General features: G+C 60.5%; 19 protein-coding genes. 8 read left to right on the forward strand and 11 right to left on the reverse strand.

The genetic code is table 11. From position 1 onward, the window contains the following. The first annotated feature begins 15 nt into the window (after nt 1–15). The gene (trkA, locus tag FW789_RS16975; protein WP_101322764.1) at nt 16–1,389 is read left to right on the forward strand and encodes a Trk system potassium transporter TrkA; all 1,374 of its coding nucleotides are present in this window, start codon (nt 16–18) and stop codon (nt 1,387–1,389) included. 12 nt (nt 1,390–1,401) lie between these two features. After that, on the forward strand, nt 1,402–1,710 hold the full coding sequence (locus tag FW789_RS16980) for a tetratricopeptide repeat protein (protein ID WP_150570277.1): 309 nt from the start codon (nt 1,402–1,404) through the stop codon (nt 1,708–1,710). Nucleotides 1,711–1,831: 121 nt separating this feature from the next. Here the strand turns inward: FW789_RS16980 and FW789_RS16985 are convergent, their stop codons facing one another. Together FW789_RS16985 and FW789_RS16990 are read right to left on the reverse strand one after the other, a co-directional pair. Next, complete coding sequence (locus FW789_RS16985; RefSeq protein WP_207072808.1) at nt 1,832–2,719, reverse strand: lysophospholipid acyltransferase; 888 nt, start codon at nt 2,717–2,719, stop codon at nt 1,832–1,834. Between the two features lie 40 nt (nt 2,720–2,759). Beyond that, nucleotides 2,760–3,311: a DNA-3-methyladenine glycosylase I gene (locus tag FW789_RS16990; RefSeq protein WP_446431786.1), complete on the reverse strand. Its 552-nt coding sequence runs from the start codon at nt 3,309–3,311 to the stop codon at nt 2,760–2,762. Between the two features lie 83 nt (nt 3,312–3,394). Here FW789_RS16990 and glyQ point away from each other — a divergent pair, with 83 nt between their 5' ends. From glyQ to FW789_RS17010, 4 genes are all read left to right on the forward strand, one after another. After that, on the forward strand, nt 3,395–4,342 hold the full coding sequence (gene glyQ / locus FW789_RS16995) for a glycine--tRNA ligase subunit alpha (protein WP_101322768.1): 948 nt from the start codon (nt 3,395–3,397) through the stop codon (nt 4,340–4,342). Beyond that, the gene (gene glyS / locus FW789_RS17000) at nt 4,339–6,393 is read left to right on the forward strand and encodes a glycine--tRNA ligase subunit beta (protein ID WP_207072809.1); all 2,055 of its coding nucleotides are present in this window, start codon (nt 4,339–4,341) and stop codon (nt 6,391–6,393) included. The genes glyQ and glyS overlap by 4 nt, the downstream gene beginning before the upstream one ends. Nucleotides 6,394–6,396: 3 nt before the next feature. Beyond that, nucleotides 6,397–6,924: a D-glycero-beta-D-manno-heptose 1,7-bisphosphate 7-phosphatase gene (gene gmhB / locus FW789_RS17005; protein WP_103435482.1), complete on the forward strand. Its 528-nt coding sequence runs from the start codon at nt 6,397–6,399 to the stop codon at nt 6,922–6,924. A gap of 62 nt (nt 6,925–6,986) precedes the next feature. Continuing rightward, a complete protein-coding gene (locus FW789_RS17010) occupies nt 6,987–7,769 on the forward strand; it encodes a lysophospholipid acyltransferase family protein (RefSeq protein WP_103435483.1) in 783 nt (260 codons plus the stop codon). A 154-nt stretch (nt 7,770–7,923) separates the two neighbouring features. Here FW789_RS17010 and FW789_RS17015 read toward each other — a convergent pair whose 3' ends face one another. Together FW789_RS17015 and FW789_RS17020 are read right to left on the reverse strand one after the other, a co-directional pair. Further along, nucleotides 7,924–9,543, reverse strand: coding sequence for an MFS transporter (locus FW789_RS17015; protein ID WP_101322772.1), 1,620 nt, complete (start codon nt 9,541–9,543; stop codon nt 7,924–7,926). Nucleotides 9,544–9,639: 96 nt separating this feature from the next. After that, entirely contained in the window at nt 9,640–11,289 is a 1,650-nt protein-coding gene (locus FW789_RS17020) for a GMC family oxidoreductase (RefSeq protein WP_446431787.1), read from the reverse strand. A gap of 166 nt (nt 11,290–11,455) precedes the next feature. On the opposite strand from FW789_RS17020, the gene FW789_RS17025 reads away from it, so the two are divergent. Next, entirely contained in the window at nt 11,456–12,343 is an 888-nt protein-coding gene (locus FW789_RS17025) for a LysR family transcriptional regulator (RefSeq protein WP_101322774.1), read from the forward strand. On the opposite strand, the gene FW789_RS17030 is transcribed toward FW789_RS17025, so the two are convergent. Genes FW789_RS17030 through FW789_RS17040 form a run of 3 tightly spaced genes read right to left on the reverse strand, consistent with a single transcriptional unit; the run spans nt 12,332 to nt 15,353 of the window. Further along, entirely contained in the window at nt 12,332–13,186 is an 855-nt protein-coding gene (locus FW789_RS17030; protein WP_446431788.1) for a sulfite exporter TauE/SafE family protein, read from the reverse strand. The genes FW789_RS17025 and FW789_RS17030 overlap by 12 nt on opposite strands. Then, complete coding sequence (locus FW789_RS17035) at nt 13,141–14,421, reverse strand: NAD(P)/FAD-dependent oxidoreductase (protein ID WP_446431789.1); 1,281 nt, start codon at nt 14,419–14,421, stop codon at nt 13,141–13,143. Before FW789_RS17035 ends, FW789_RS17030 begins: the two co-directional genes overlap by 46 nt. Nucleotides 14,422–14,468: 47 nt before the next feature. Beyond that, entirely contained in the window at nt 14,469–15,353 is an 885-nt protein-coding gene (locus FW789_RS17040; RefSeq protein WP_103435487.1) for an MBL fold metallo-hydrolase, read from the reverse strand. A 245-nt stretch (nt 15,354–15,598) separates the two neighbouring features. Between FW789_RS17040 and FW789_RS17045 the strand changes: the two genes are divergently transcribed. Then, nucleotides 15,599–16,900: a sigma-54 interaction domain-containing protein gene (locus tag FW789_RS17045; RefSeq protein WP_446431790.1), complete on the forward strand. Its 1,302-nt coding sequence runs from the start codon at nt 15,599–15,601 to the stop codon at nt 16,898–16,900. Between the two features lie 231 nt (nt 16,901–17,131). Here the strand turns inward: FW789_RS17045 and gyrB are convergent, their stop codons facing one another. From gyrB to dnaA, 4 genes are read right to left on the reverse strand one after another with little or no spacing between them, the layout of a single operon-like run. Further along, nucleotides 17,132–19,552 (reverse strand): DNA topoisomerase (ATP-hydrolyzing) subunit B, encoded by a 2,421-nt coding sequence (gyrB, locus tag FW789_RS17050; protein WP_103435489.1) that lies wholly within the window; start codon nt 19,550–19,552, stop codon nt 17,132–17,134. A gap of 4 nt (nt 19,553–19,556) precedes the next feature. Further along, entirely contained in the window at nt 19,557–20,660 is a 1,104-nt protein-coding gene (gene recF, locus FW789_RS17055; RefSeq protein ID WP_446431791.1) for a DNA replication/repair protein RecF, read from the reverse strand. A gap of 15 nt (nt 20,661–20,675) precedes the next feature. Continuing rightward, nucleotides 20,676–21,779, reverse strand: coding sequence for a DNA polymerase III subunit beta (dnaN, locus tag FW789_RS17060; RefSeq protein ID WP_101322782.1), 1,104 nt, complete (start codon nt 21,777–21,779; stop codon nt 20,676–20,678). Between the two features lie 41 nt (nt 21,780–21,820). Next, nucleotides 21,821–23,347 carry a chromosomal replication initiator protein DnaA gene (gene dnaA / locus FW789_RS17065; RefSeq protein WP_103435490.1) on the reverse strand — a complete coding sequence of 509 codons (1,527 nt, stop codon included), beginning with the start codon at nt 23,345–23,347 and terminating at the stop codon, nt 21,821–21,823. Nucleotides 23,348–23,794: the final 447 nt, after the last annotated feature.

Raw genomic sequence — 23,794 nt, forward strand, 5'->3', positions numbered from 1 at the left:
GGTTAGGAGTAGTGGATGAAGATCATCATCCTTGGCGCAGGGCAGGTAGGCGGCACGCTGGCAGAACACCTGGCCAGCGAAGCCAATGACATCACCGTGGTCGACACCGATGGCGACCGCTTGCGCGACCTTGGCGATCGCCTCGATATCCGCACCGTGCAGGGCCGTGGCTCGCTGCCGACGGTGCTGCGCCAGGCGGGCGCCGACGACGCAGATATGCTGGTGGCGGTGACCAACAGCGACGAGACCAACATGGTCGCCTGCCAGGTCGCCTACTCGCTGTTCCACACCCCGACCAAGATCGCTCGGGTGCGCGAATCGGCGTACCTGACTCGGGAAGAAATGTTCCACAACGACCATATCCCGGTCGACGTGCTGATCAGTCCCGAACAGGTGGTGACCAACTACATCAAGCGCCTGATCGAGCACCCCGGCGCACTGCAGGTGATCGACTTCGCTGACGGCAAAGCCCAGTTGGTGGCGGTCAAGGCGTACTACGGCGGCCCGCTGGTGGGCCAGCAATTGCGCCAGATCCGCGCGCACATGCCCAATGTCGACACCCGCGTGGCGGCCATCTTCCGTCGAGACCGGCCGATCAAGCCGCAGGGCGATACCGTCATTGAAGCCGATGACGAGGTGTTTTTCATCGCCGCGAAGAAGGACATCCGCGCGGTCATGGGCGAGTTGCGCCGCATCGATGAGACCAACAAGCGTGTGGTCATCGCCGGGGGCGGGCAGATCGGCGAGCGCCTGGCTGAAGCGATCGAGAGCCGCTACCAGGTAAAGATCATCGAGATGAACGCGGCCCGTTGCCGTTACCTGTCCGACACCCTGGAAAGCACCGTGGTGTTGCAGGGCAGCGCCTCGGACAAGGACCTGATGCTGGAAGAGAACATCGCCGACGCCGATATCTTCCTGGCCCTGACCAACGACGACGAGGCCAACATCATGTCGTCGCTGCTGGCCAAGCGCCTAGGTGCGCGCAAGGTGATGACCATCATCAACAACCCGGCCTATGTCGACCTGGTGCAGGGCGGCGATATCGACATCGCCATCAGCCCGCAGTTGGCGACTATCGGCACCTTGCTTGCCCACGTGCGCCGCGGCGATATCGTCAGCGTGCACTCGCTGCGCCGCGGTGCGGCCGAGGCGATCGAGGCGGTGGCGCATGGTGACGCCAAGTCGAGCAAGGTGATTGGCAAGGCCATCGCCGACATCGACCTGCCACCGGGCACCACCATTGGCGCGATCATTCGTGCCGAGCAGGTGCTGATCGCCCACGACAACACGGTGCTGGAAACCGGCGACCACGTGATTCTGTTCGTTGTGGATAAAAAGCATATCCGCGACGTCGAGAAGCTGTTCCACGTGGGCTTGAGCTTTTTCTAAGGAGGCACGGCAATGCGCGAATCGCTGCAGAAGATGCTCGACAAGGGTGTGGATAACTCACTGTTGCGCTTTGGCCTGGGCAAGGCCTGGCTGGATGAGGGCAACGGCGCCGAGGCGGCGGTGCATCTGGCCCGCTGCGTTGAGCAGGACCCGAAGTATTCGGCGGCGTGGAAGCTGTTGGGCAAGGCTTATCAACTGAGCGGTGATCTGGCCGCGGCGCGGCAGGCGTGGGAGCAGGGGACTGAAGCGGCGCGGGCGCATGGCGACAAACAGGCCGAGAAAGAGATGGCGGTTTTTTTGAAGAAGTTGAATAAAATCTGAGATTGCTGGGGTCGCTTTGCGGCCCTTCGCGGGCAAGCCCGCTCCCACAGGATTTGCAGCGCCGCCGTAACCTGTGGGAGCGGGCTTGCCCGCGAAGGGCTGCGCAGCAGCACCAAAGACCTCAATACCAGCGCTGTTCGCCAGCCGGACGCTTCTTGAAGCGCTTCATGCTCCACATGTACTGGCTCGGATACTGGCGCACATAACGCTCGACCACCTTGCTCATGGCCGCCGCCGACACCGTCACATCGGTGCTGTACATCTCCTCGGGCGCCGCCTCGAGAATTACCCTGAACCCAGAACCATCCGGCAGCCGCAGCGCATGCAGGAACACCCCGACCGCCTTGCCGCCAGCCAGCATGTTCGGCACAAATTTGCTGGTCAGCGCCTGGGTGCCGAGGAACGGTACAAATACCCCAGCCGACTCGGCCGGCTCCGGGTCAGCCGGAATCCCCACCTGGCCACCACGGCGCACTTCCTTGATCACGCTGAGGATGCCTTCCTTGGTCGACGGCGCCACGCGGTTGCCCATCTGCACGCGCTGCTCGCGAAGCAGGTCATCGACGGCCTTGAGCTTGGGCGGGCGGTAGAAAATGATCGGTTTGCACTGGCTGCAGTAGAAGTGGTTGAGCACTTCCCAGTTGCCCAGATGGCTGGTAATGCCGACTACGCCCTTGCCTGAGGCCAGCGCGGCCTCCAGCACTTCCAGGCCCTGCACTTCGTGGACGAGGTCCAGCGAACGCTGTGGCGGCCAGATCCAGGCGCAGGCGCTCTCGACAAACGACTTGCCGATATCGCGCAGGGCGCGGCCGACCAACTGCTCGCGCTCGGCCGGGTCCATCTCCGGAAAACACTTGGCCAGGTTGATCCGCACCACGTTGCGCGAACCGTTGGGTATCTTCCACATCAGCCAGCCAATGCCGGCGCCAACCCGTTGCACCGCGCTCCAGGGCAGCTTGGCAAACAGGCGCAGCACCCCGACCATCAGGGCGCCCTTGAACTTTTCCACAGGCGAATTCCTTATTTCAGCAAGCGCTCATTGTACCCGCTCAGCGCGCCAAGGCGGCGTAGCGATCGCAGTCGGTGGTGTGGTCCATGACCATCCCGGTGGCCTGCATGAACGCATAGCAGATAGTCGGCCCAACAAACGTGAAGCCGGTTTTCTGCAACGCCTTGCTCATCGCCTTGGCCTCGTCGGTGACTGCCGGCATCTCGCTACGGTCGGTGAAGTGGTTGATCTTCGGCGTGCCATCGACAAACGACCAGAGCCACTCGGCCGGGTTATCCACAGCCAGCCAGGCCTTGGCATTACGCCGCGCCGCGTTGAGTTTGAGGCGGTTGCGGATGATCCCGGCATCGAGCATCAATTCCTCGATGCGCTCATCGCTCATCTGCGCCAGCTGCACCGGGTCAAAGTCATACATGACCTGGCGATAGCGCTCGCGCTTGCGCAATACGGTGATCCAGGACAGCCCGGCCTGGAACCCTTCGAGCAAAAGCATCTCGAACAGCAACGCCGGATCGCGCTGCGGCGTTCCCCACTCCTGGTCGTGGTAGGCCTGGTACAACGGATCGTCGGTACACCAAAAGCAGCGTGGCATAAGGCTCCAATCAGTAGAGGGCGAGGCGAATCGGGTTATACTCCCGCTCTTTACATCCGCATCCCCAGATACAGGTGAATTTCGTGAGCCAGCCTACGCCAGCCGTGCGTACCTTCCAAGACCTCATCCTCGCCCTGCAGAAGTACTGGGCTGAGCAAGGTTGTGTGGTACTTCAGCCCTACGATATGGAAGTAGGCGCCGGCACTTTCCATACCGCGACCTTTTTGCGCGCCGTCGGTCCAGAAACTTGGAACGCCGCCTACGTGCAGCCAAGCCGTCGTCCTGCCGACGGACGGTATGGTGAAAACCCCAACCGCCTGCAGCATTACTACCAGTTCCAGGTGGTCCTCAAGCCTAACCCGGCCAACTTCCAGGAACTGTACCTGGGCTCGCTGAAAGCGATCGGCCTGGACCCGCTGGTGCACGATGTGCGCTTCGTCGAAGACAACTGGGAATCGCCGACCCTCGGCGCCTGGGGTCTGGGTTGGGAAATCTGGCTGAACGGCATGGAAGTGACTCAATTCACCTACTTCCAGCAAGTCGGCGGTCTGGAGTGCTACCCGGTCACCGGCGAAATCACCTACGGCCTCGAGCGCCTGGCGATGTACCTGCAGGGCGTTGATTCGGTGTACGACCTGGTCTGGGCTGACGGCCCGTTCGGTGTGGTCACCTATGGCGACGTGTTCCACCAGAACGAAGTGGAGCAATCGACCTACAACTTCGAGCACGCCAACGTCGACAAACTGTTCGAGCTGTTCGACTTCTACGAAAGCGAAGCCAACCGCCTGATCAAGCTCGACCTGCCGCTGCCGACCTATGAAATGGTCCTGAAGGCGTCGCACACCTTCAACCTGCTCGACGCCCGCCGCGCCATCTCGGTGACCGAGCGCCAGCGTTACATCCTGCGCGTACGTACGCTGGCTCGCGACGTGGCGCAAAGCTACCTGCAAGCCCGTGCCCGCATGGGCTTCCCGATGGCGACCCCTGAACTGCGTGACGAAGTGTTGGCTAAGCTGGAGGCTGCACAATGAGTGCTCAAGATTTTCTGGTTGAACTGGGCACCGAAGAGCTGCCACCCAAAGCCCTTGCCAGCCTCGGTGACGCGTTTTTGGCCGGTATCGAAAAAGGCCTGCAGGCCGCTGGCCTGAACTACGCCGGCAAGAGCGTGTATGCCGCGCCGCGCCGCCTGGCAGTGCTGATTCGTCAGCTCGACGTGCAGCAGCCTGACCGCTCCATCAACGTCGATGGCCCGCCCATGCAGGCCGCATTCAACGCCGAAGGCCAGCCAACTCAGGCGGCCCTGGGCTTTGCCAAGAAGTGCGGCGTCGACCTCAGCGAGATCGACCAGAGCGGCGCCAAACTGCGCTTCTCGCAGCACATCCCGGGCAAGGCTACTGCCAGCCTGCTGCCGACCATCGTCGAAGATTCGCTCAACGACCTGCCGATTCCCAAGCGCATGCGCTGGGCGGCCAGCCGTGAAGAATTCGTGCGGCCAACCCAATGGCTGGTGATGCTGCTCGGTGAGCAGGTGGTCGATTGCACCATCCTCAAGCAGCAAGCCGGTCGCGAGTCGCGTGGGCACCGTTTCCACCACCCGGAAAACGTGGTTATCAGCGCGCCTGCCAACTACGCCGAAGACCTGCGCAAAGCCTACGTGCTGGCCGATTTTGCCGAGCGCCGCGACCTGATCGCCAAGCGCACCGCAGAGCTCGCCCTGCAGCAGGAAGGCACGGCCATCGTGCCGCCGGCACTGCTCGATGAAGTGACTGCGCTGGTCGAATGGCCGGTGCCGCTGGTGTGCTCGTTCGAGGAACGCTTCCTTGAAGTGCCGCAAGAAGCGCTGATCACCACCATGCAGGACAACCAGAAATACTTCTGCCTGCTCGACAGCGACGGCAAGTTGCTGCCGCGCTTCATTACCGTGGCCAACGTCGAGAGCCGTGACCCGCAGCAGATCGTGCTCGGTAACGAAAAAGTCGTGCGTCCGCGCCTGACCGACGCCGAATTCTTCTTCAAGCAGGACAAGAAGCAGCCGCTGGCGACCTTCAACGAGCGCTTGAAGAGCGTGGTGTTCCAGGCCCAGCTGGGCAGCGTCTACGACAAAGCCGAGCGTGTTTCCAAGCTGGCCGCCTACATCGCCCCACGCATCGGCGGCGACGCCCAGCGGGCGGCGCGTGCCGGCTTGCTGTCCAAGTGTGATCTGGCCACCGAAATGGTCGGTGAGTTCCCGGAAATGCAAGGCGTTGCCGGCTACTACTACGCCGTGAACGACGGCGAGCCGGAAGACGTCGCCCTGGCCCTGAACGAGCAGTACATGCCGCGCGGTGCTGGCGCTGAACTGCCGCAGACCCTCACCGGTGCTGCCGTGGCCATCGCCGACAAGCTCGATACCCTGGTCGGTATCTTTGGCATCGGCATGCTGCCAACCGGCAGCAAAGACCCGTACGCCCTGCGTCGCGCCGCCCTCGGCGTGCTGCGCATTCTGATCGACAAGCAGCTGGATCTGGACCTGACCGACGCCGTGAGCTTCGCCGTCAACCAGTTCGGTAGCAAGATCAAGCCAGCCGGGCTGTCCGAGCAGGTCCTGGAGTTCATCTTCGACCGCCTGCGTGCACGTTATGAAGACGAAGGCATCGACGTCGGTACCTACCTGTCGGTACGTGCCCTCAAGCCAGGCTCGGCGCTGGACTTCGACCAACGCGTACAGGCCGTGCAGGCGTTCCGCCAACTGCCTGAAGCCGAGGCCCTGGCCGCGGTCAATAAGCGTGTGTCGAACCTGCTGAGCAAGGCTGAGGGTGCGATCTCCGAGCAAGTCGAGCCGAAGTATTTCGACAATGCCAACGAGTTCTCGCTGTACTCGGCGATCCAGCAGGCCGACCAGGCTGTGCAACCGATGGCCGCGGCACGTCAGTACCGCGAGTCGCTGGCCCGCCTGGCAGCGCTGCGTGACCCGGTCGACGCCTTCTTCGAGGCAGTGATGGTCAACGCCGAAGATGCCAAGGTCCGCGCCAACCGCTATGCCCTGCTCAGCCGCCTGCGCGGTCTGTTCCTGGGTGTGGCCGACATCTCGTTGTTGGGGTAAGCCTTGAAACTGCTGATTCTCGATCGTGACGGGGTGATCAATCACGACTCCGACGCCTACATCAAGTCGCTGGAGGAGTGGATCCCCATTGCCGGCGCGATCGAGGCCATCGCGCAGTTGAGCAAAGCGGGCTGGACGGTGGCAGTGGCCACCAACCAGTCCGGCATTGCTCGGGGCTACTATTCGCTGCAAATCCTCGAGGCCATGCACACGCGCTTGAGCGAGCTGGTGGCCGAGCAGGGCGGCGAACTGGGCCTCGTCGTGTACTGCCCGCATGGCCCGGACGAGGGCTGCGCCTGTCGCAAACCGAAGCCGGGCATGCTCAAGGCAATCGCTGCCCATTACCAGGCCGAGCTGCCTGGCGTATGGTTCGTCGGCGACAGTAAAGGTGACCTGGAGGCCGCCCTGGCCGTCGGAGCACAACCGGTGTTGGTGAAAACCGGCAAAGGTGAGCGCACCCTGAGCAAGGGCGTCGCTGCAAGCACGCTGATTTTTGACGATCTGGCCGCTGTCGCCAGAGCACTTATCTAGACTGTACGCCGCCTGGCGCACAGTTCATTAGGCGGGCAAGACCCGCAACGGTACATGCCACTATGTCGATCCTGCAGGCGATCAGAATCTTTCTTTTTTACCTGCTGCTGGGCACCAGCTCGTTGCTCTGGTGCACCTTGAGCTTCTTCATCGCGCCGTTTCTGCCATTTCAAAAGCGCTACCGCTTCATCAACGTCTACTGGTGCCGCTTTGCCGTGCGCCTGACCGAGGTGATGCTGGGTATCCGCTACAAGATCACCGGCGCGGAGAACGTGCCGACGACCCCGTGCGTAATTCTGTCCAATCACCAGAGCACCTGGGAAACGTTCTTCCTGTCGGCGTACTTCCAGCCGCTGAGCCAGGTGCTCAAGCGTGAGCTGCTGTATGTGCCGTTCTTTGGCTGGGCTATGGCCATGCTGCGGCCGATCGCGATCGACCGTGACAACCCCAAGGAAGCCTTGCGCCACGTTGCCAAGAAGGGCGATGAGCTGCTCAAGCAAGGCGTGTGGGTATTGATCTTCCCTGAGGGCACCCGTGTCCCGTATGGGCAGATCGGCAAGTTCTCCCGTGGCGGTACGGCCTTGGCGGTGAACGCAGGCCTGCCGGTGCTGCCGATTGCGCATAACGCTGGCCGCTATTGGCCGAAGTCTGGCTGGGGCAAGCAGGCGGGGGTGATCGAGGTGGTGATTGGCGAGCCGATGTATGCCGAAGGTAGCGGGCCGCGGGCCATTGCCGACCTGAATAACCGCGCTGAGGCGTGGAATCAGGAGACCCAGCGGGCGCTGGGTGCGCTGCCTCCAGTGGCCGAAAGCAGCGCCGCAGACAGCTTGGAAAATTGTGGATAACTTGTGAGCAACTTTTCAAATGATGCTTAGAGATTGACTCTAAGTAATTGAAATTACTTGTTATTTTTCTATGTGACAGTTTTTCGAAAACCGTGCATAAGTTTTTTTCGTGATTGAAAACGGGGGCTGCTTTGCAGCCCCCGGCTATTTCAGATCAGACTTTGTCCAGGTCCACATCCTTGGTCTCTTTCAAACAGAATATCCCCACCACCAGGCTCACCCCGGTTATCAACACCGGGTACCACAGCCCATAGAAAATATCCCCGGTATACACCACCAGCGCGAACGATACGGTCGGCAGGAACCCACCGAACCAGCCGTTACCAATGTGGTAGGGCAGGGACATCGAGGTATAGCGGATCCGCGTCGGGAACAGCTCGACCATCACCGCCGCCAGCGGGCCATAGGTCATCGTCGCGATCAGGATCATCGCCACAATCAGCGCCACCACCATGAACTCGTTGACCTGCGCAGGATCCGCCTTGGCCGGATACCCCGCCTGGGTAATCGCCGCACGCATTGCCGCTTCGTCGAAGCCGGTGATGGCCGTGTCGCCGATGTTCACCACAACATCACTGCCAGTCGCAGCAGCCGAGCTGTACGGCAGGCCCTGCTTGACCAGGAAGGTCTTGACCTTGTCGCACGGGCTGTCGAAACGCGCTTTGCCGACCGGGTCGAACTGGAAGGTGCAGCTGGCTGGGTCAGCCATCACCACGATGGGCGACTGACGGCTGGCGGCGTCGATCTGTGGGTTGGCGTAATGGCTCAGGGCCTTAAACAGCGGGAAGTACAGGACGGTTGCCAGCAGCAGGCCAACCATCAGGATCGGCTTGCGGCCAATGCGGTCAGACAGCCAACCGAAGAATACGAAGAACGGCGCGCCGATCACCACGCTGATGATCAGCAGAGTGTTGGCCTGGGCCGGGTCCATCTTGAGCATCTGGGTCATGAAGAACAGCACATAGAATTGCGCCGTGTAGAACGTTACGGCCTGACCGGCGTTGATGCTGAACAGTGCCGTCAGGACGATCTTGAGGTTGCTCCAATTGGTGAACGACTCACGAATCGGCGACTTGCTCAGCTTGCCCTGTGCCTTCATTTTCACGAACGCAGGCGACTCGTGCATGCTCATGCGGATCCAGGTGGAAATCCCCAACAGCACGATCGACAGCAGGAACGGCAGGCGCCAGCCCCAGGTTTCAAACTCATCACCGCTGATGTAGCGGCTACCCAGTACCACCAGCAACGACAGCAGCAGGCCCAGGGTCGCGGTCGACTGGATGAAGCCGGTATGGAAACCGCGCTTGCCGGGCGGTGCGTGCTCGGCCACGTAGGTTGCTGCGCCACCGTACTCGCCGCCCAACGCCAGGCCTTGGAGCATGCGCAGAATCACCAGGATGATCGGTGCCGCGATACCAATGCTGGCATAGGTAGGCAGCAGCCCGACCGCGAAGGTCGACAAGCCCATCAACACGATGGTGACCAGGAAGGTGTACTTACGCCCGATCATGTCGCCCAGGCGGCCGAACACCAGCGCGCCGAATGGCCTGACCAAAAAGCCCGCAGCGAATGCCATCAGGGCGAAGATGAACGCCGTGGTGTCGTTGACCCCCGCAAAGAACTGCTTGCTGATCACCGCCGCCAGAGCGCCGTACAGAAAAAAGTCATACCACTCGAAAACCGTCCCGAGGGATGACGCGAAAATGATCTTTCTTTCCTCGCGACGGCTGGTAGGGCTCGCCGCTGCTCCCTGCTCTTGAATGTAATCAGACATCGTTGCTGTCCTCGGCCCGCAGGCCACAGTGATTATTCTTGTTGTTCCACTGCCGGCAGGCCTGATCACCAGCCGCCGCTTGTTGCACGCACCTGGTCAGGGCGTCGGTATTGCGCTTGCGTCGCTGAGGTAGGTTTGGGTTGCAGCTCCTTTGAGAATCAGTTGCGCCGCTTTCTCGGCGATCATCAGTGTCGGTGAACAGGTATTGCCGGAAACAATCTGCGGCATGATCGAGGCGTCAGCTACGCGCAGACCCGGAATGCCGTGCACACGCAGTTGATGGTCGACCACATCGAGCGCGCCGCTGCCCATGCGGCAGGTGCCGACCGGGTGAAAGATGGTGGTGCCTATCTTGCTCGCAGCCTCAAACAGCTCTTCTTCAGTGTTGAGCGCAGCGCCCGGCAGGTACTCGACCGGGTCGAAGGCGGCGAGGGCAGGGGCCTGGACGATGCGCCGGGTCATGCGAATGGCATCGGCGGCAACACGCAGGTCTTGCGGGTCGCTCAGATAGTTAGGGTTGATCACAGGCTCGGCATGCAGATCGGCCGAGCGAATATCGATTCGCCCGCGGCTGGCGGGGCGCAGGTTGCACACCGACGCGGTGAACGCCGGGAAGCGGTGCAGCGGCTCGCCGAAGCGCTCCAGTGACAGCGGCTGGACGTGATATTGCAGGTTGGCGCTGGCCTGCTCGGGGCTGGAGCGAACGAACGCGCCGAGCTGACTGGGCGCCATCGCCAGCGGGCCGCTGCGGTCGTATAGATAGCGCAGGCCCATGCCCATCTTGCCCCACAGGCTGTTGGCCATCTGGTTCAAGGTACGGGTGTTGCGGATCTGGTAGATCAGGCGCAGCTGCAGATGGTCCTGCAGGTTGCCGCCCACGCCAGGCATGTCATGGCGTACGCCAATGCCGAGGGCTTCCAGGAGCTTGCGCGGGCCTATGCCGGAACGTTGCAGGATACCCGGTGAACCCACCGAGCCTGCGCAGAGAATGATCTCCCGTCGCGCCTGAAACTCATGCCACTCACCCTGCCAGCGGGCTTTGACCGCCGTAGCACGGGTATTGTCGAGCAGCACCTGGTCAACTTCGACGCCAGTGAGCAGGGTCAGGTTTGGCCGCTTGAGGATTGGCCGCAGAAAGGCTTTGGCCGCATTCCAGCGTACGCCGCTGCGCTGGTTGACCTGAAAGTATCCACAGCCTTGGTTGTCGCCGGTATTGAAGTCGTCGACCTTACCAATTCCGCTCTGCTCGGCGGCATCGCGGAAGGCGTCGAGGATCGGCCAGCTGTAGCGCTGCTGTTCGACCCGCCATTCGCCATCGGCGCCGTGGCTGTCGCTGCTGCCGGCATAGTGATTCTCGCTGGCCTTGAACAGCGGCAGCACGTCTTTCCAGGCCCAGCCGTCGTTGCCTTGTTCAGCCCAGCGGTCGTAGTCGCTGGCCTGGCCGCGCATGTAGATCATGCCATTGATCGACGAGCAGCCGCCGAGCACCTTGCCGCGCGGATAACCCAGGCTGCGGCCGCCAAGGCCCGCTTGCGCCTCGGTCTTGAAGCACCAGTCGGTGCGCGGGTTACCGATGCAATAGAGGTAACCGACCGGGATGTGAATCCATGGATAGTTATCGCGCCCACCCGCTTCGAGCAGCAGCACCCGGCAGGATGGATCGGCGGACAAACGGTTGGCCAGCAAACATCCGGCTGGGCCAGCGCCTACGACGACATAGTCGTAGGCAGAATCGGCTGATGGCATGTGTGACCTCGGGCCTGATTATTATTCTTGTCGCTTTTGATCTTAGTGCGTAATTTCGCTAATGAAACACGAGTTTTCGCTCAACCGCTGTGCGTTTTAGCACAGCCAATATCAGCCGTTTCCTAAGTAACCTGACAGCCGCTCACAGTTATGCACAGGGATAAGCATGTTCGACTGGAATGATCTGAGGTTCTTTCTCGAGTTGCAGCGCAGCGGTCGTCTACTGACTGCAGCCAAGCGCCTGAACACCACCCACAGCACGGTGGCGCGGCATATCGAGGGCATCGAAAAGAGCCTGGGCACAGCACTGTTCGTTCAACATGCACAGGGTTACGAGCTGACGCCGTCTGGCCAGGCACTGCTCAAGCATGCCGAAGCGATGGAGAACGTCGCTCTGCTGGCGCAGGAAGAGATCACCCAGGCGATAACTCCGCTGGGCAAGATCCGCCTGGGCGTCACCGAAGGCATCGGCATCATGTTCTTCACCCCACGCATGCGGGCGTTGTTCGAGCGCTATCCGGGCCTGGAAGTCGAACTGGTGGCGGTGCCGCGCTTCGTCAGCATCCTCAACCGCGAGGCAGAAATCAGCATCCACCTGGAACGGCCCAACGCCGACCTGTTGATAACTCGCAAGCTCACTGATTATCGGCTAGCGCTCTACGCCAGCCCCGAGTACCTCGAACGCTCACCGGCGCTGAACAGTCGTGAAGATCTGGCCCGTCACAGCTGGATTGGCTACGTCGACGATCTGCTGTTCAGCCAGGAGCTGCTGTTTCTCAACAGCTTCTGCCGTGCGCCGAATGTGATCTTCCGCAGCACCAGCGTCATCGCTCAGCAGCAGGCCGCACGCGCCGGCCTGGGCATTGCTGTGCTGCCCAATTACATGGCCAGGCATGATCCACAGCTGCGCCGGGTGCTGCCCAGCGAAACCATCCAGCGCAGCTACTGGATCTGCACCCGCCGCGAGTTGCACAAGTCAGTGCGCCTGCGGGTAGTCTGGGATTACCTGCTGGCGCTGTGTGCAGCAGAGCAGGCTGAACTGCTAGCCGAGTAGGCCCTTGCTCGCCAGCAGCAGCGCTGCGCCGATGCCGACCAAGGCAAACACCTGCTGCAAGCGTGGCCCGGCCAACTTGCCGGCCAGTGGGTGCGCCAGCAGCAGGCCCATCACCGCACCAATCGCGAAGGGTGCACCTACCTGCCAGTGCATCACCCCGGCGACGCTGGCGCTGACTACGCTGCCGCAGGCAACCAGCGCGATCACCGCCAACGAGGTGGCGACAATGCTCTTCATCTCCAGGTTGGTATAACGGCTGAGTGCCGGAATGATGACGAAGCCGCCACCGACGCCCAGCAGTCCCGACAGTAAACCCGCCACACCGCCAGTTACGGCCAGGGCACGTGCGCAGGGCAAGGTCCAGCGCAGCCGCCCCTGCAAAGGGTTGAGTACACAGGGCATGATCAGCCGCTCGCCACACGGTGGCTCACCACGCAACTCGCGCGCCGCCTTGCGCCATATGCGCAGGCAGGCATGGATCAGCACCGCGGCGAACACCAACGCCAGCGGTGCGTTGGGCAACCGATGAGCGAGCATCAAACCCAAAGGTGTTGCGCAGATACCGATCAGCGCAATGAACAACGCCGCGCGATAACGTACCAGGCCCTGGCGCAGCCCGAGCAGCGCACCGACTGACGCCGCCAGGCCGACTGCCAACAGGCCAACTGGCGCCGCCTCGACCATATTCAAACCCAGCCCGAATACCAATAACGGCACTGCCAGAATGCCTCCGCCAGCACCGGTCAACGCCAGTACCGCACCGATGACCGCGCCCAGCGCTGCACCCAGCACTTCGATCACGATTGCTTCTCGGCGCCGGCAGGTTGCGGCCGCGCCAGCCATTCACGGCCTTTGAGCATCCCATGCCAATACAGCGCAGGGAGCAGCTGCGCCTTGAGTAGCCAGGCCAGCCGAGTAGGCTGCCGACCGTTGAGCAACCACTGCGGAAAGCTGGGTGCCAGCGTGCCACCGTATTTGAATTCAGCCAGGACGATCTTGCCGCGCTCCACGGTCAATGGGCATGAACCGTAACCGTCATAGTGCGCGAGGGTAGGCGACCGGCCGAGCGCTACCAGCACGTTGTTGGCCACCACCGGAGCCTGCTTGCGCGCCGCCGCAGCGGTCTTGGCATTACTGGTATTGATCACATCACCCAAGCCGTGCACGTTGGCAAACTGCCGATGGCGCAGAGTGAACGGATCGACATCCAGCCAGCCCGCGCCATCCGCCAGCGGGCTGCTGCGGATGAACTCGGGCGCTACTTGCGGCGGCACCACGTGCAACATGTCGAAGGGCTCGACTCGCGTCTGCGTGCTGCCATCGGCAAGGCTGTGGATAAACGTCGCGCGCTTGCCCGGACCATCTACTGCCACCAGGCGGTGTGAATAGTTGAGATCCACCGCGTACTTTTCGATATAGGCCATCAATGCGGGCACGTAGTCAGCAACGCCAAAAAGTACCGGAACCGAATTGTAGAAGCTGGCCTTGATGGCACCCAGGCGCTCACGCCGCAGCCAGTGATCACACGAAAGGTACAACGCCTTCTGTGGCGCGCCGGCACACTTGATGGGCATCGGGGGCTGGGTGAAGAGGGCGCGGCCTTGCTTGAGGTTCTGAACCAATTGCCAGGTGTAAGGTGCCAGGTCATAACGGTAGTTGGAGGTCACACCGTTGCGGCCGAGGGTTTCCGTGAGGCCCTCGATTGCCTGCCAGTCGAGAGTCAGGCCTGGGCAGACCACCAGCTGTTCGTAACTGATGATGCGGCCGTCCTCCACAGCCACGCTTTGCGCTGCGGGATCAAAACTGTCTACCCGCGCTTTTATAAACCGCACGCCTTTGGGGATGGCGCTGATCATGCGGCGCGCGGTGCTGGCAGCGCTGAATACACCAGCGCCGACCATGGTCCAGCCGGGTTGGTAGTAGTGCACCTCAGCCGGGTCGATCAACGCAATATCGAGCGTCGGATCACGCTTGAACAAACTGGCGGCGGTGGCAATCCCCGCAGCACCAGCGCCGACGATCACCACCTTGTGATGGTCGATGCGCGTGCTATTGGCTGTGGATGGCAAGGCAGGCATGCGGGTATTCCTTTTCGATCTTGGTATGGGTACTAGGCCGGCGACGTTCAGAGCTGGTTCAGCGGGATTTTCAGGTAACGCACGCCGTTGCTCTCCGGCTCAGGCAACTGCCCGCTGCGCATGTTGACCTGGACGGCGGGCAGGATCAGTACCGGCATATCCAGGGTGGCGTCACGCGCTTCGCGCATGGCGACGAACTCGTCCTCGCTGACGCCCTGATGGATATGAACATTGCTGGTGCGCTGCTCAGCCACGGTGGTGACAAAACGCAGGGCGCGGCCCTCGGGCAGGTAGTCATGGCACATGAACAGTTGGGTGTGGTCGGGGAGGGCGAGCAAACGCCGGATAGAGCGATACAGCGTGCGCGCGTCGGCACCAGGGAAATCGCACCGAGCAGTGCCGTAGTCAGGCATGAACAAGGTATCGCCGACAAACACCGCCTTCTCGCCAGCATCCTCGACCACGTAGCTCATACACGCAGGGGTGTGCCCTGGGGTGTGTAGCGTACGGGCCCGCAGATTGCCGATCATCAGCACGTATTCGTCTTCCAGCAACACGTCAAACTGGCTGCCGTCGCGGGCGAAACCTGGTTCGGCGTTGAACAGCGCTGCGAAGGTCTTCTGCACCTGGGTGATGTGCGAACCGATGGCAACCTGGCCGCCGAGCTTGGCTTTCAGGTAGTCAGCAGCCGACAAGTGATCGGCGTGTACATGAGTTTCCAGAATCCACTGCACACTGGCGCCGAGCGCCTCGACCCGAGCGATCAGCTTGTCCGCCGAGCTGTGGCTGGTGCGTCCAGACTTGGGATCGTAGTCGAGCACGCTGTCGATCAGCGCGCACTTGTGGGTCTGGCGGTCCATCACCAGGTAGCTGATGGTCGAAGTGGCCTCGTCGAACAGGCCCTCTACATGGATGTTGTTGCCGATGATCATCACACTCTCCAGATATCTGCAGCGCCTTGTTAGGCGTAGGCAGTAACCCAGGATTTATCAAGATGCATGCCAGGGTTTAAATGAGGCGTTATGGCCCACCTGTCCGTGGTGCTACTGCTATCGCAGCGTTGTCTTCCTCACGATTCGCTGCCAGCACTGCCAGTGGTTGGCAGTCGACTGTCAGCCAATGGCAGTCACTGGCAGTCCTTGCTACGCTCGTCAGGTACCCGCAACCGGTTCTGGTCATGTCTGCGCTTTCCGCTTCTCATCCTGCCATCCTCGGCCTGGTGTCCTACCTTGAGCACGATGTGCACCCGTCGATCGTGCTCGACACCGACTACAACATCCTTGCGGCCAATGCTGCCTACCGACGTCAGTTCGGCATCAATGACAGTGCGCCGCTGGGCGAGAAGTGCCATCGCGTTTCTCATCACTACGCGGTGCCCTGTGATCAGGCCGGCGAGCACTGCCCGATGCGCAAAGCCTGGGACAGCAAAGTGCCGGAGCGGGTCCTGCATATTCATCACACCCCACGCGGGCCCGAGCATGTCGACGTCGAGTTGCGGCCGATCCTCGATGAGCAGGGCAGGGTGGTTGCTTTTGTCGAGCGCCTCAACACCGTGACCCTGGCTGCCGCCCAGCCGCAACAACAAGGATTGGTTGGCCGCGCGCCGGCGTTCCAGGCGGCGCTGGCCAGCTTGCAACGCGCCGCGCCGGCGCAGATTCCGGTGTTGCTGCAAGGCGAGTCCGGCACTGGCAAGGAATTGTTCGCCCGTGCCCTGCACCTGGGCAGCCCGCGCGCGACCGGCCCGCTGGTGGTGGTCGACTGCACCGGGCTCAATGACAGCCTGTTCGAGAGTGAGCTGTTCGGCTATGAAAAAGGCGCGTTCACTGGCGCGAACCAGCGCAAGATCGGCCTCGCCGAAGCGGCCCATGGCGGCACGCTGTTCCTCGACGAAATAGGTGAAGTGCCGCTGACCATGCAGGTCAAGTTGTTGCGCCTGATCGAGTCGGGCAGCTTCCGCCCGGTGGGTAGCTTGCGCACTGTGCACTCAGACTTTCGCCTGATTTCGGCTACCCACAAGCCGCTCAAAGAGATGGTGGCAGCAGGTACCTTCCGCGAGGACCTGTACTACCGAATCAGCGGTTTTCCGATTCGCTTGCCAGCGCTACGCGAGCGAGTAGAGGACTTACCGATGCTGGCGCAGAGCTTGTTACAGCGCATGGCTGGCGCCCATACCGTCACGCTGACATCTGAAGCGCAGGCGCGCCTGAGCTTGCATGCCTTCCCGGGCAATATCCGCGAGCTGCGCAATATCCTTGAACGTGCGCGATTGTTTGCCGATGACGGGCTGATCCGCCCAGAGCATCTGCCTGAGGACCTAGCCCCCACCAGCTCAACTGTATCGACACGCGGCTCGCGTAATTCGCTAGCCGACCTCGCGCAGTTGGTGGAGCAGTTCCAAGGGCCGCGCAGCGAGCTGGCGCAGGTACTAGGCATCAGTGAACGCACGCTGTATCGCCGGCTACGTAAGCTTGGGCTTTGAGAGCGTCGAAAGCGTTGCTGTTCCACGTGGAACATGCCTGCGCAGGGACGCCGTCTTTTGCTTACCGGTCACGGCTGACAAGAATTGGGTGACCGTGGAGCGGGACGACATTCAATGATCAGTAGCACGCGGGCAGCGCTGTGAAATCTTGAAAAACAAAAAGCCCGCGAATGCGGGCTTTTTGTTGATCGGCGGGCCCAGGCTTGAGCAGCACCGGTCGTTTACGGCAGATCAGAAGTCCAGGTTGGACACCGACAGCGCGTTGTTCTCGATGAACTCACGACGAGGTTCCACAGCGTCGCCCATCAAGGTATTGAAGATCTGATCAGCAGCGATCGCATCTTCGATGGTGACCTTGAGCATGCGGCGAACCGCTGGGTCCATGGTGGTCTCCCAGAGCTGATCCGGGTTCATCTCGCCCAGACCTTTGTAGCGCTGGATGGTGTGACGCTTGGCAGTTTCGTTCATCAGCCAGTCGAGGGCTTCCTTGAACTCGCTGACTGCCTTGCGCCGTTCGCCACGTTGCACGTAAGCGCCTTCACCGAACAAGGTGCTGATCTTGCCACCCAGGTTAACCACGGTGCGGTAATCGTTGCTGCCAAAGAAGTCACGGTTGAAGGTGATGTAGCTTGCGAGGCCGTGGGAGGTGATTTCCACTTCCGGCAGCCAAACGTTGCGCTCTTTGTCTTCACGCAGGCTGGCGTTGTACGCCAGGCCCGACTTCTGGTTGCTGTGCAGGCGAGCCTGGAAGGTTTTCAACCAAGCCTGCATGTGAGCGTGGTCGCCCAAATGCTCCAGGGTGATTTCATCCATGTAGATGAAGTGCTCGGTCAGCTCCTGCGGATACAGACGCGACAGACGCTTGAGGGTCTTCATCACACTGCGGAACTCTTGGACCAGACTTTCCAGCTGTACGCCGGAAACTGCTGGCGCCGATTCGTCCAGGTGCAGGCTGGCATCATCCAGAGCCGACTGGGTCATGTACTCTTCCATGGCCTCGTCATCTTTGATGTACTGCTCCTGCTTGCCGCGCTTGACCTTGTACAGCGGTGGCTGAGCGATGTAGATGTAGCCGCGCTCGACCAGCTCCGGCAGCTGACGGAAGAAGAAGGTCAGCAGCAGGGTACGGATGTGCGAGCCGTCGACGTCGGCATCGGTCATGATGATGATGTTGTGATAACGCAGTTTGGCGATGTTGTACTCGTCGCGGCCGATACCACAGCCCAGCGCGGTGATCAGCGTACCGACTTCCTGGGACGAGATCATCTTGTCGAAGCGGGCTTTCTCGACGTTGAGGATCTTACCCTTCAACGGCAGGATCGCCTGGGTACGACGGTTACGGCCTTGCTTGGCCGAACCACCTGCGGAGTCACCCTCCACCAGGTACAGTTCAGACAGGGCAGGGTCCTTCTCTTGGCAGTCAGCCAGTTTCCCCGGCAGGCCAGCGATGTCCAGTGCACCTTTACGGCGAGTCATCTCACGCGCTTTACGCGCAGCTTCACGAGCACGGGCAGCGTCGATCATCTTGCCGACCACGGCCTTGGCTTCGTTGGGGTTTTCCAACAGGAAGTCAGAGAAGAACTTGTTCATCTCTTGTTCGACTGCGGTTTTCACTTCCGACGAAACCAGTTTGTCTTTGGTCTGCGAGCTGAACTTCGGATCCGGTACCTTCACCGAGATGATCGCGGTCAGGCCTTCCCGGGCGTCGTCACCCGTGGTTGCAACCTTGTTCTTCTTTGCCAGGCCTTCTTGCTCGATGTAAGCATTCAGGCTGCGGGTCAACGAAGAACGGAAGCCGACCAGGTGAGTACCACCATCGCGCTGCGGAATGTTGTTGGTGAAGCACAACAGGTTTTCGTTGAAGCTGTCGTTCCACTGCAGGGCAACTTCAACACCGACGCCATCTTCACGCTGGGTGCTGAAGTGGAAGACCTGGCTGTTGACCGGCGTCTTGTTGGTGTTCAGATACTCGACAAATGCACGCAGGCCACCTTCATATTTGAAGAGCTCTTCTTTGCCACTGCGCTCATCCTTCAACAGAATGCCAACACCCGAGTTCAGGAACGACAACTCGCGAATACGCTTGGCCAGAATGTCCCAGCTGAAGTGGATATTCTTGAAGGTGTCAGCAGACGGCTTGAAGTGGATATGGGTACCGGTGCTGTCGCTTTCTCCAACAACCGCCATAGGCGCTTGCGGTACGCCGTGGACGTAAGTCTGTTCCCAGACCTTGCCACTACGGCGTACGGTCAGGATCAGTTGCTCCGAAAGGGCGTTCACTACCGAAACGCCAACACCGTGCAGACCGCCGGATACTTTGTACGAGTTGTCGTCGAACTTACCGCCGGCGTGCAGCACAGTCATGATGACTTCAGCAGCTGAGACGCCTTCTTCTTTATGGACGTCGACCGGAATACCACGGCCGTTGTCGCGGACGCTGATGGATTCGTCCGGGTGGATGATGACGGTGATGTCATCGCAGTGACCGGCGAGGGCTTCGTCGATCGAGTTGTCGACCACCTCGAAGACCATGTGGTGCAGGCCGCTGCCATCATCGGTGTCGCCGATATACATGCCGGGACGTTTGCGTACGGCATCAAGCCCTTTCAGCACTTTAATGCTGGACGAGTCGTACGTTTGATTTTCGCTCATGCCTTCACTCCCGATGGTCGTGGGTCTGGGTGATACGGCCCTGTTCCACGTGGAACAAAGCAACTGGCGTTTCCGTCTGCCAGCCTTCCCTCAGTAATTCGTTATCTACACAGGTGATGAACACCTGGCAGCGTAATTCTTCAAGCAAGCGGCACAGTGCGCGGCGATGCTGCTCGTCCAGCTCAGACGGCAGGTCATCTACGAGATAGATACAAAGACCGCGGCGAGCCTGGCTAACCAGATGACCTTGGGCGATGCGCAATGCGCACACCACAAGTTTCTGTTGCCCACGGGACAAGATATCCGCAGCGTTGTTTGCACCAATACGCAGGCGCAAATCTGCACGTTGCGGACCGGCCTGGGTATGGCCAATCTGCTGATCGCGTTGAAGAGAAGTGGCGAGGACCTCGTTAAGTTCCCGGTCCTTGTCCCAGCCGCGATAGTAGCTCAAGGTCAATCCGTCCAGCTCGACCAGTTCGCTCAGGGTACGCTCGAAGACGGGCTTCAAGGCCTTGATGTAGGTGCGACGGTATTCATCTATCTCCGCGCTCGCCAGGCACAATTCTCGGTCCCAGGCGGCTTGCGAAGCAGCGTCAAGTGTACCATGCCGCAACCATGAGTTCCGCTGCCGCAGCGCCTTCTGCAAGCGCTGCCAAGCACCGAGGAAACGTGGTTCCACGTGGAACACTCCCCAGTCGAGAAACTGCCGGCGTATTTTCGGAGCGCCCTCGAGCAGGCGAAAGCTGTCCGGGTTTATCAATTGCAGCGGCAGTAGCTCGGCCAACTGAGCAGCACTGCGAGCGTTCTGCCCATCGATGCGAATGGTGAAGTCGCCCTGGCGCTCGCGTGATACACCCAGGTTGCTGGTGCCACCTTCGGCCAGTTGCACTTCACCAAAGACGGTACAGGTCGGCTGCTCGTACTGGATAACCGGCGTCAGCCGGGTGCTGCGAAATGATCGGGCCAGGCCCAGAAGGTACACGGCTTCAAGCACGCTGGTCTTGCCGCTGCCGTTGGCGCCGTAAAGGATGTTGATGCGGGGGGAGGGGGTGAGGGTCACTGGGTGCAGGTTGCGCACCGCAGTGACCATGATACGTCGTAGGGACATTCGCTCAGCTACAGATCACAGGCGCATCGGCATGACGACGTAAGACGAATCGTCGTTGCCAGCTTCCTGCAGCAGGGCACTGCTGTTGGAGTCGGACAGAATCAGGCGAACCTGTTCTGTGGTCATCACGCCCAGCACGTCCAGCAAGTAGCTGACGTTAAAGCCGATCTCCAGCGCGCTGCCGTTATAGTCGACGCTGATTTCTTCCTCAGCTTCTTCCTGCTCAGGGTTGTTAGCCTGGATTTTCAGTTGGCCGGCGGCCAGCTGCAGGCGAATGCCGCGGTACTTCTCGTTGGACAGAATCGCAGTACGGCTGAAAGCTTCACGCAATGCCTGGCGATCACCGACCACCAGCTTGTCACCGCCTTTAGGCAGCACGCGCTCGTAGTCAGGGAACTTGCCGTCTACCAACTTGGAGGTAAAGGTGAACTCACCGGTGGTGGCGCGGATATGGTGCTGGCCGAGCACGATGCTGACCATGCCTTCCGGATCGGTCAGCAAACGCGCCAGCTCCAGAATACCTTTGCGCGGCACGATCACCTGGTGACGGTCAGCTTGCTCTATACCAGCGGTCATCGAGCACATCGCCAGGCGATGGCCGTCAGTAGCAACGGCGCGCAGGGTGCCTGGTGACACTTCAAGCAGCATACCGTTGAGGTAGTAGCGCACGTCCTGCTGAGCCATGGCGAAGCTGGTGCGCTCGATCAGACGGCGCAGGCGGCTCTGCTCCAGGTCGCAGGTCAGCGAGCCTGGGCCTTCTTCAACAGTCGGGAAGTCATTGGCGGGCAGCGTCGACAGGGTGAAGCGGCTGCGACCGGCTTTAACCAGCAGCTTCTGCTCATCAACCTTGATGTCGATCAGCGCGTCACTTGGCAAGCTCTTGCAGATGTCCATCAGCTTACGTGCCGGGACAGTGATTTCGCCTGGCTCGGCTGGTTCTTCCAGCTGCACGCGGCCAACCAGTTCGACTTCCAGGTCGGTACCGGTCAACGACAGCTGCTGGCCTTGTACGACCAACAGGACGTTGGACAGGACCGGCAAGGTCTGGCGACGCTCGACGACACCTGCGACCAGTTGCAGGGGTTTCAACAAGGCTTCGCGTTGAATGGTGAAATGCATGGTCTAGTCCCTTGCCTTCAAAATGGCTGCGCCGGCGATCATCATGTCGTCAGCGTCCGCAGCAGGTTCTTGTAGTCCTCGCGGATGTCCGCATCGGATTCTTTCAGTTCGTTGATCTTGCGGCAGGCGTGCAGCACGGTGGTGTGGTCACGGCCGCCAAACATATCGCCAATCTCTGGCAAGCTGTGGTTGGTCAGCTCTTTGGACAACGCCATGGCTACCTGACGCGGACGCGCTACCGAGCGCGAGCGACGCTTGGACAGCAGATCGGAGATCTTGATCTTGTAGTACTCAGCGACGGTGCGCTGAATGTTATCCACACTGACCAACTTGTCCTGCAGCGCCAGCAGGTCCTTCAGCGACTCGCGGATCAGCTCGATGGTGATGTCGCGGCCCATGAAGTGCGAGTGAGCGATGACCCGCTTCAGCGCGCCCTCCAGCTCACGCACGTTGGAACGAATACGCTGGGCAATGAAGAAGGCTGCGTCATGCGGCAAATCCACCTTGGCCTGATCGGCCTTCTTCATCAGGATCGCAACGCGGGTCTCGAGTTCTGGCGGCTCGACTGCAACAGTCAAACCCCAGCCGAAGCGCGATTTCAGACGCTCTTCAAGGCCTTCGATTTCCTTCGGATAGCGGTCGCTGGTCAAAATCACCTGCTGACCGCCTTCAAGCAAGGCGTTGAAGGTGTGGAAAAACTCTTCCTGCGAACGCTCCTTGCGGGCGAAGAACTGAATGTCATCGATCAGCAGCGCATCGACTGAGCGGTAGAAGCGCTTGAACTCGTTGATGGCATTGAGCTGCAGCGCCTTGACCATGTCGGCCACGAAGCGCTCGGAATGCAGGTACACCACCTTGGCATTCGGGTTCTTCTTCAGCAGGTGGTTACCCACAGCGTGCATCAAGTGAGTTTTCCCCAGGCCTACACCGCCATACAGAAAGAGCGGGTTGTAACCGTGCTTGGGGTTATCCGCCACCTGCCACGCAGCCGCACGGGCCAGTTGGTTGGATTTACCTTCCACAAAGGTATCGAAGGTAAATGTGCGGTTCAGATAACTGGTGTGCTTGAGCGCACCTTCTACCTGGACAGTGCGCTGTTCAGTGCGCCCAGGTGCAGTTGGCTGCACGGGCGTATCGCCCCCCATCGAGTCAAAGCTGTGGCGCGAAGTCGGCTCTTCGACTTCGTTGACCATTACCGGCTCTAACGATTTGGCCGCAGTGCGCTCTTCAGCCGGAGCCGCAGGTGCTGGTTGCTGAGATTGTGCAATCGCCGCAGCAGCAGCACTGACCGGAGCGTTGGGAGCCGCGCGCGCTGCAGAACTGCGGCGGCTGCCTATCAACAAGGACAGCGCCGGTGCAATGCCGCTGCCGTGCTCACCCAGCAGCTCAAGCAGCCGGCTCAGGTACTTTTCATTGACCCAGTCGAGGACGAAGCGATTAGGCGCGTATACGCGCAGCTCGTCGCCTTCGGCTTCGACCTGTAGTGGACGGATCCAAGTGTTGAATTGCTGGGCAGGCAGTTCGTCGCGCAGAAGCTCCACGCACTGCTGCCAAAGTTCCACTGACACGGATATCCCCTGAGTTGAAAGCCGGATGAGGCAAAAGCAAACCGCCATTGTACCGGGCGGGTGAGTACTTATCCACATAAGAGCGGCATGGATAGCGTGCCAAAGCAGCCAATTCATGTCCGAAAAGCCATCTCAACCCATGAATAAGCTCTGTGGATAACCCAACATAAGGGCTATGCACAACCCTGGGTCAAAGCCTGTGGATAAAAGCCCTGTGGATAAAGAGCCATTTGATCCACAGGTTTCGACCATGCGCAGCACAAGCGCAGCACCTGTTTCTGACAGAGTCTACGATCTCTGTACATAGTATGGATAAAGGGCTGCGTAATCTTATCCACAGAAAAGGCTGTGCATAAGATTTATAAGTTATTCAGAAAAGCTTTATATATGCCTCTTTTATATTTTCATATTGAGCGTGTCTGTGAAAAGCGCTCAGGCCGATCACAC

This window comes from Pseudomonas sp. 1121_17 (assembly GCF_052850745.1).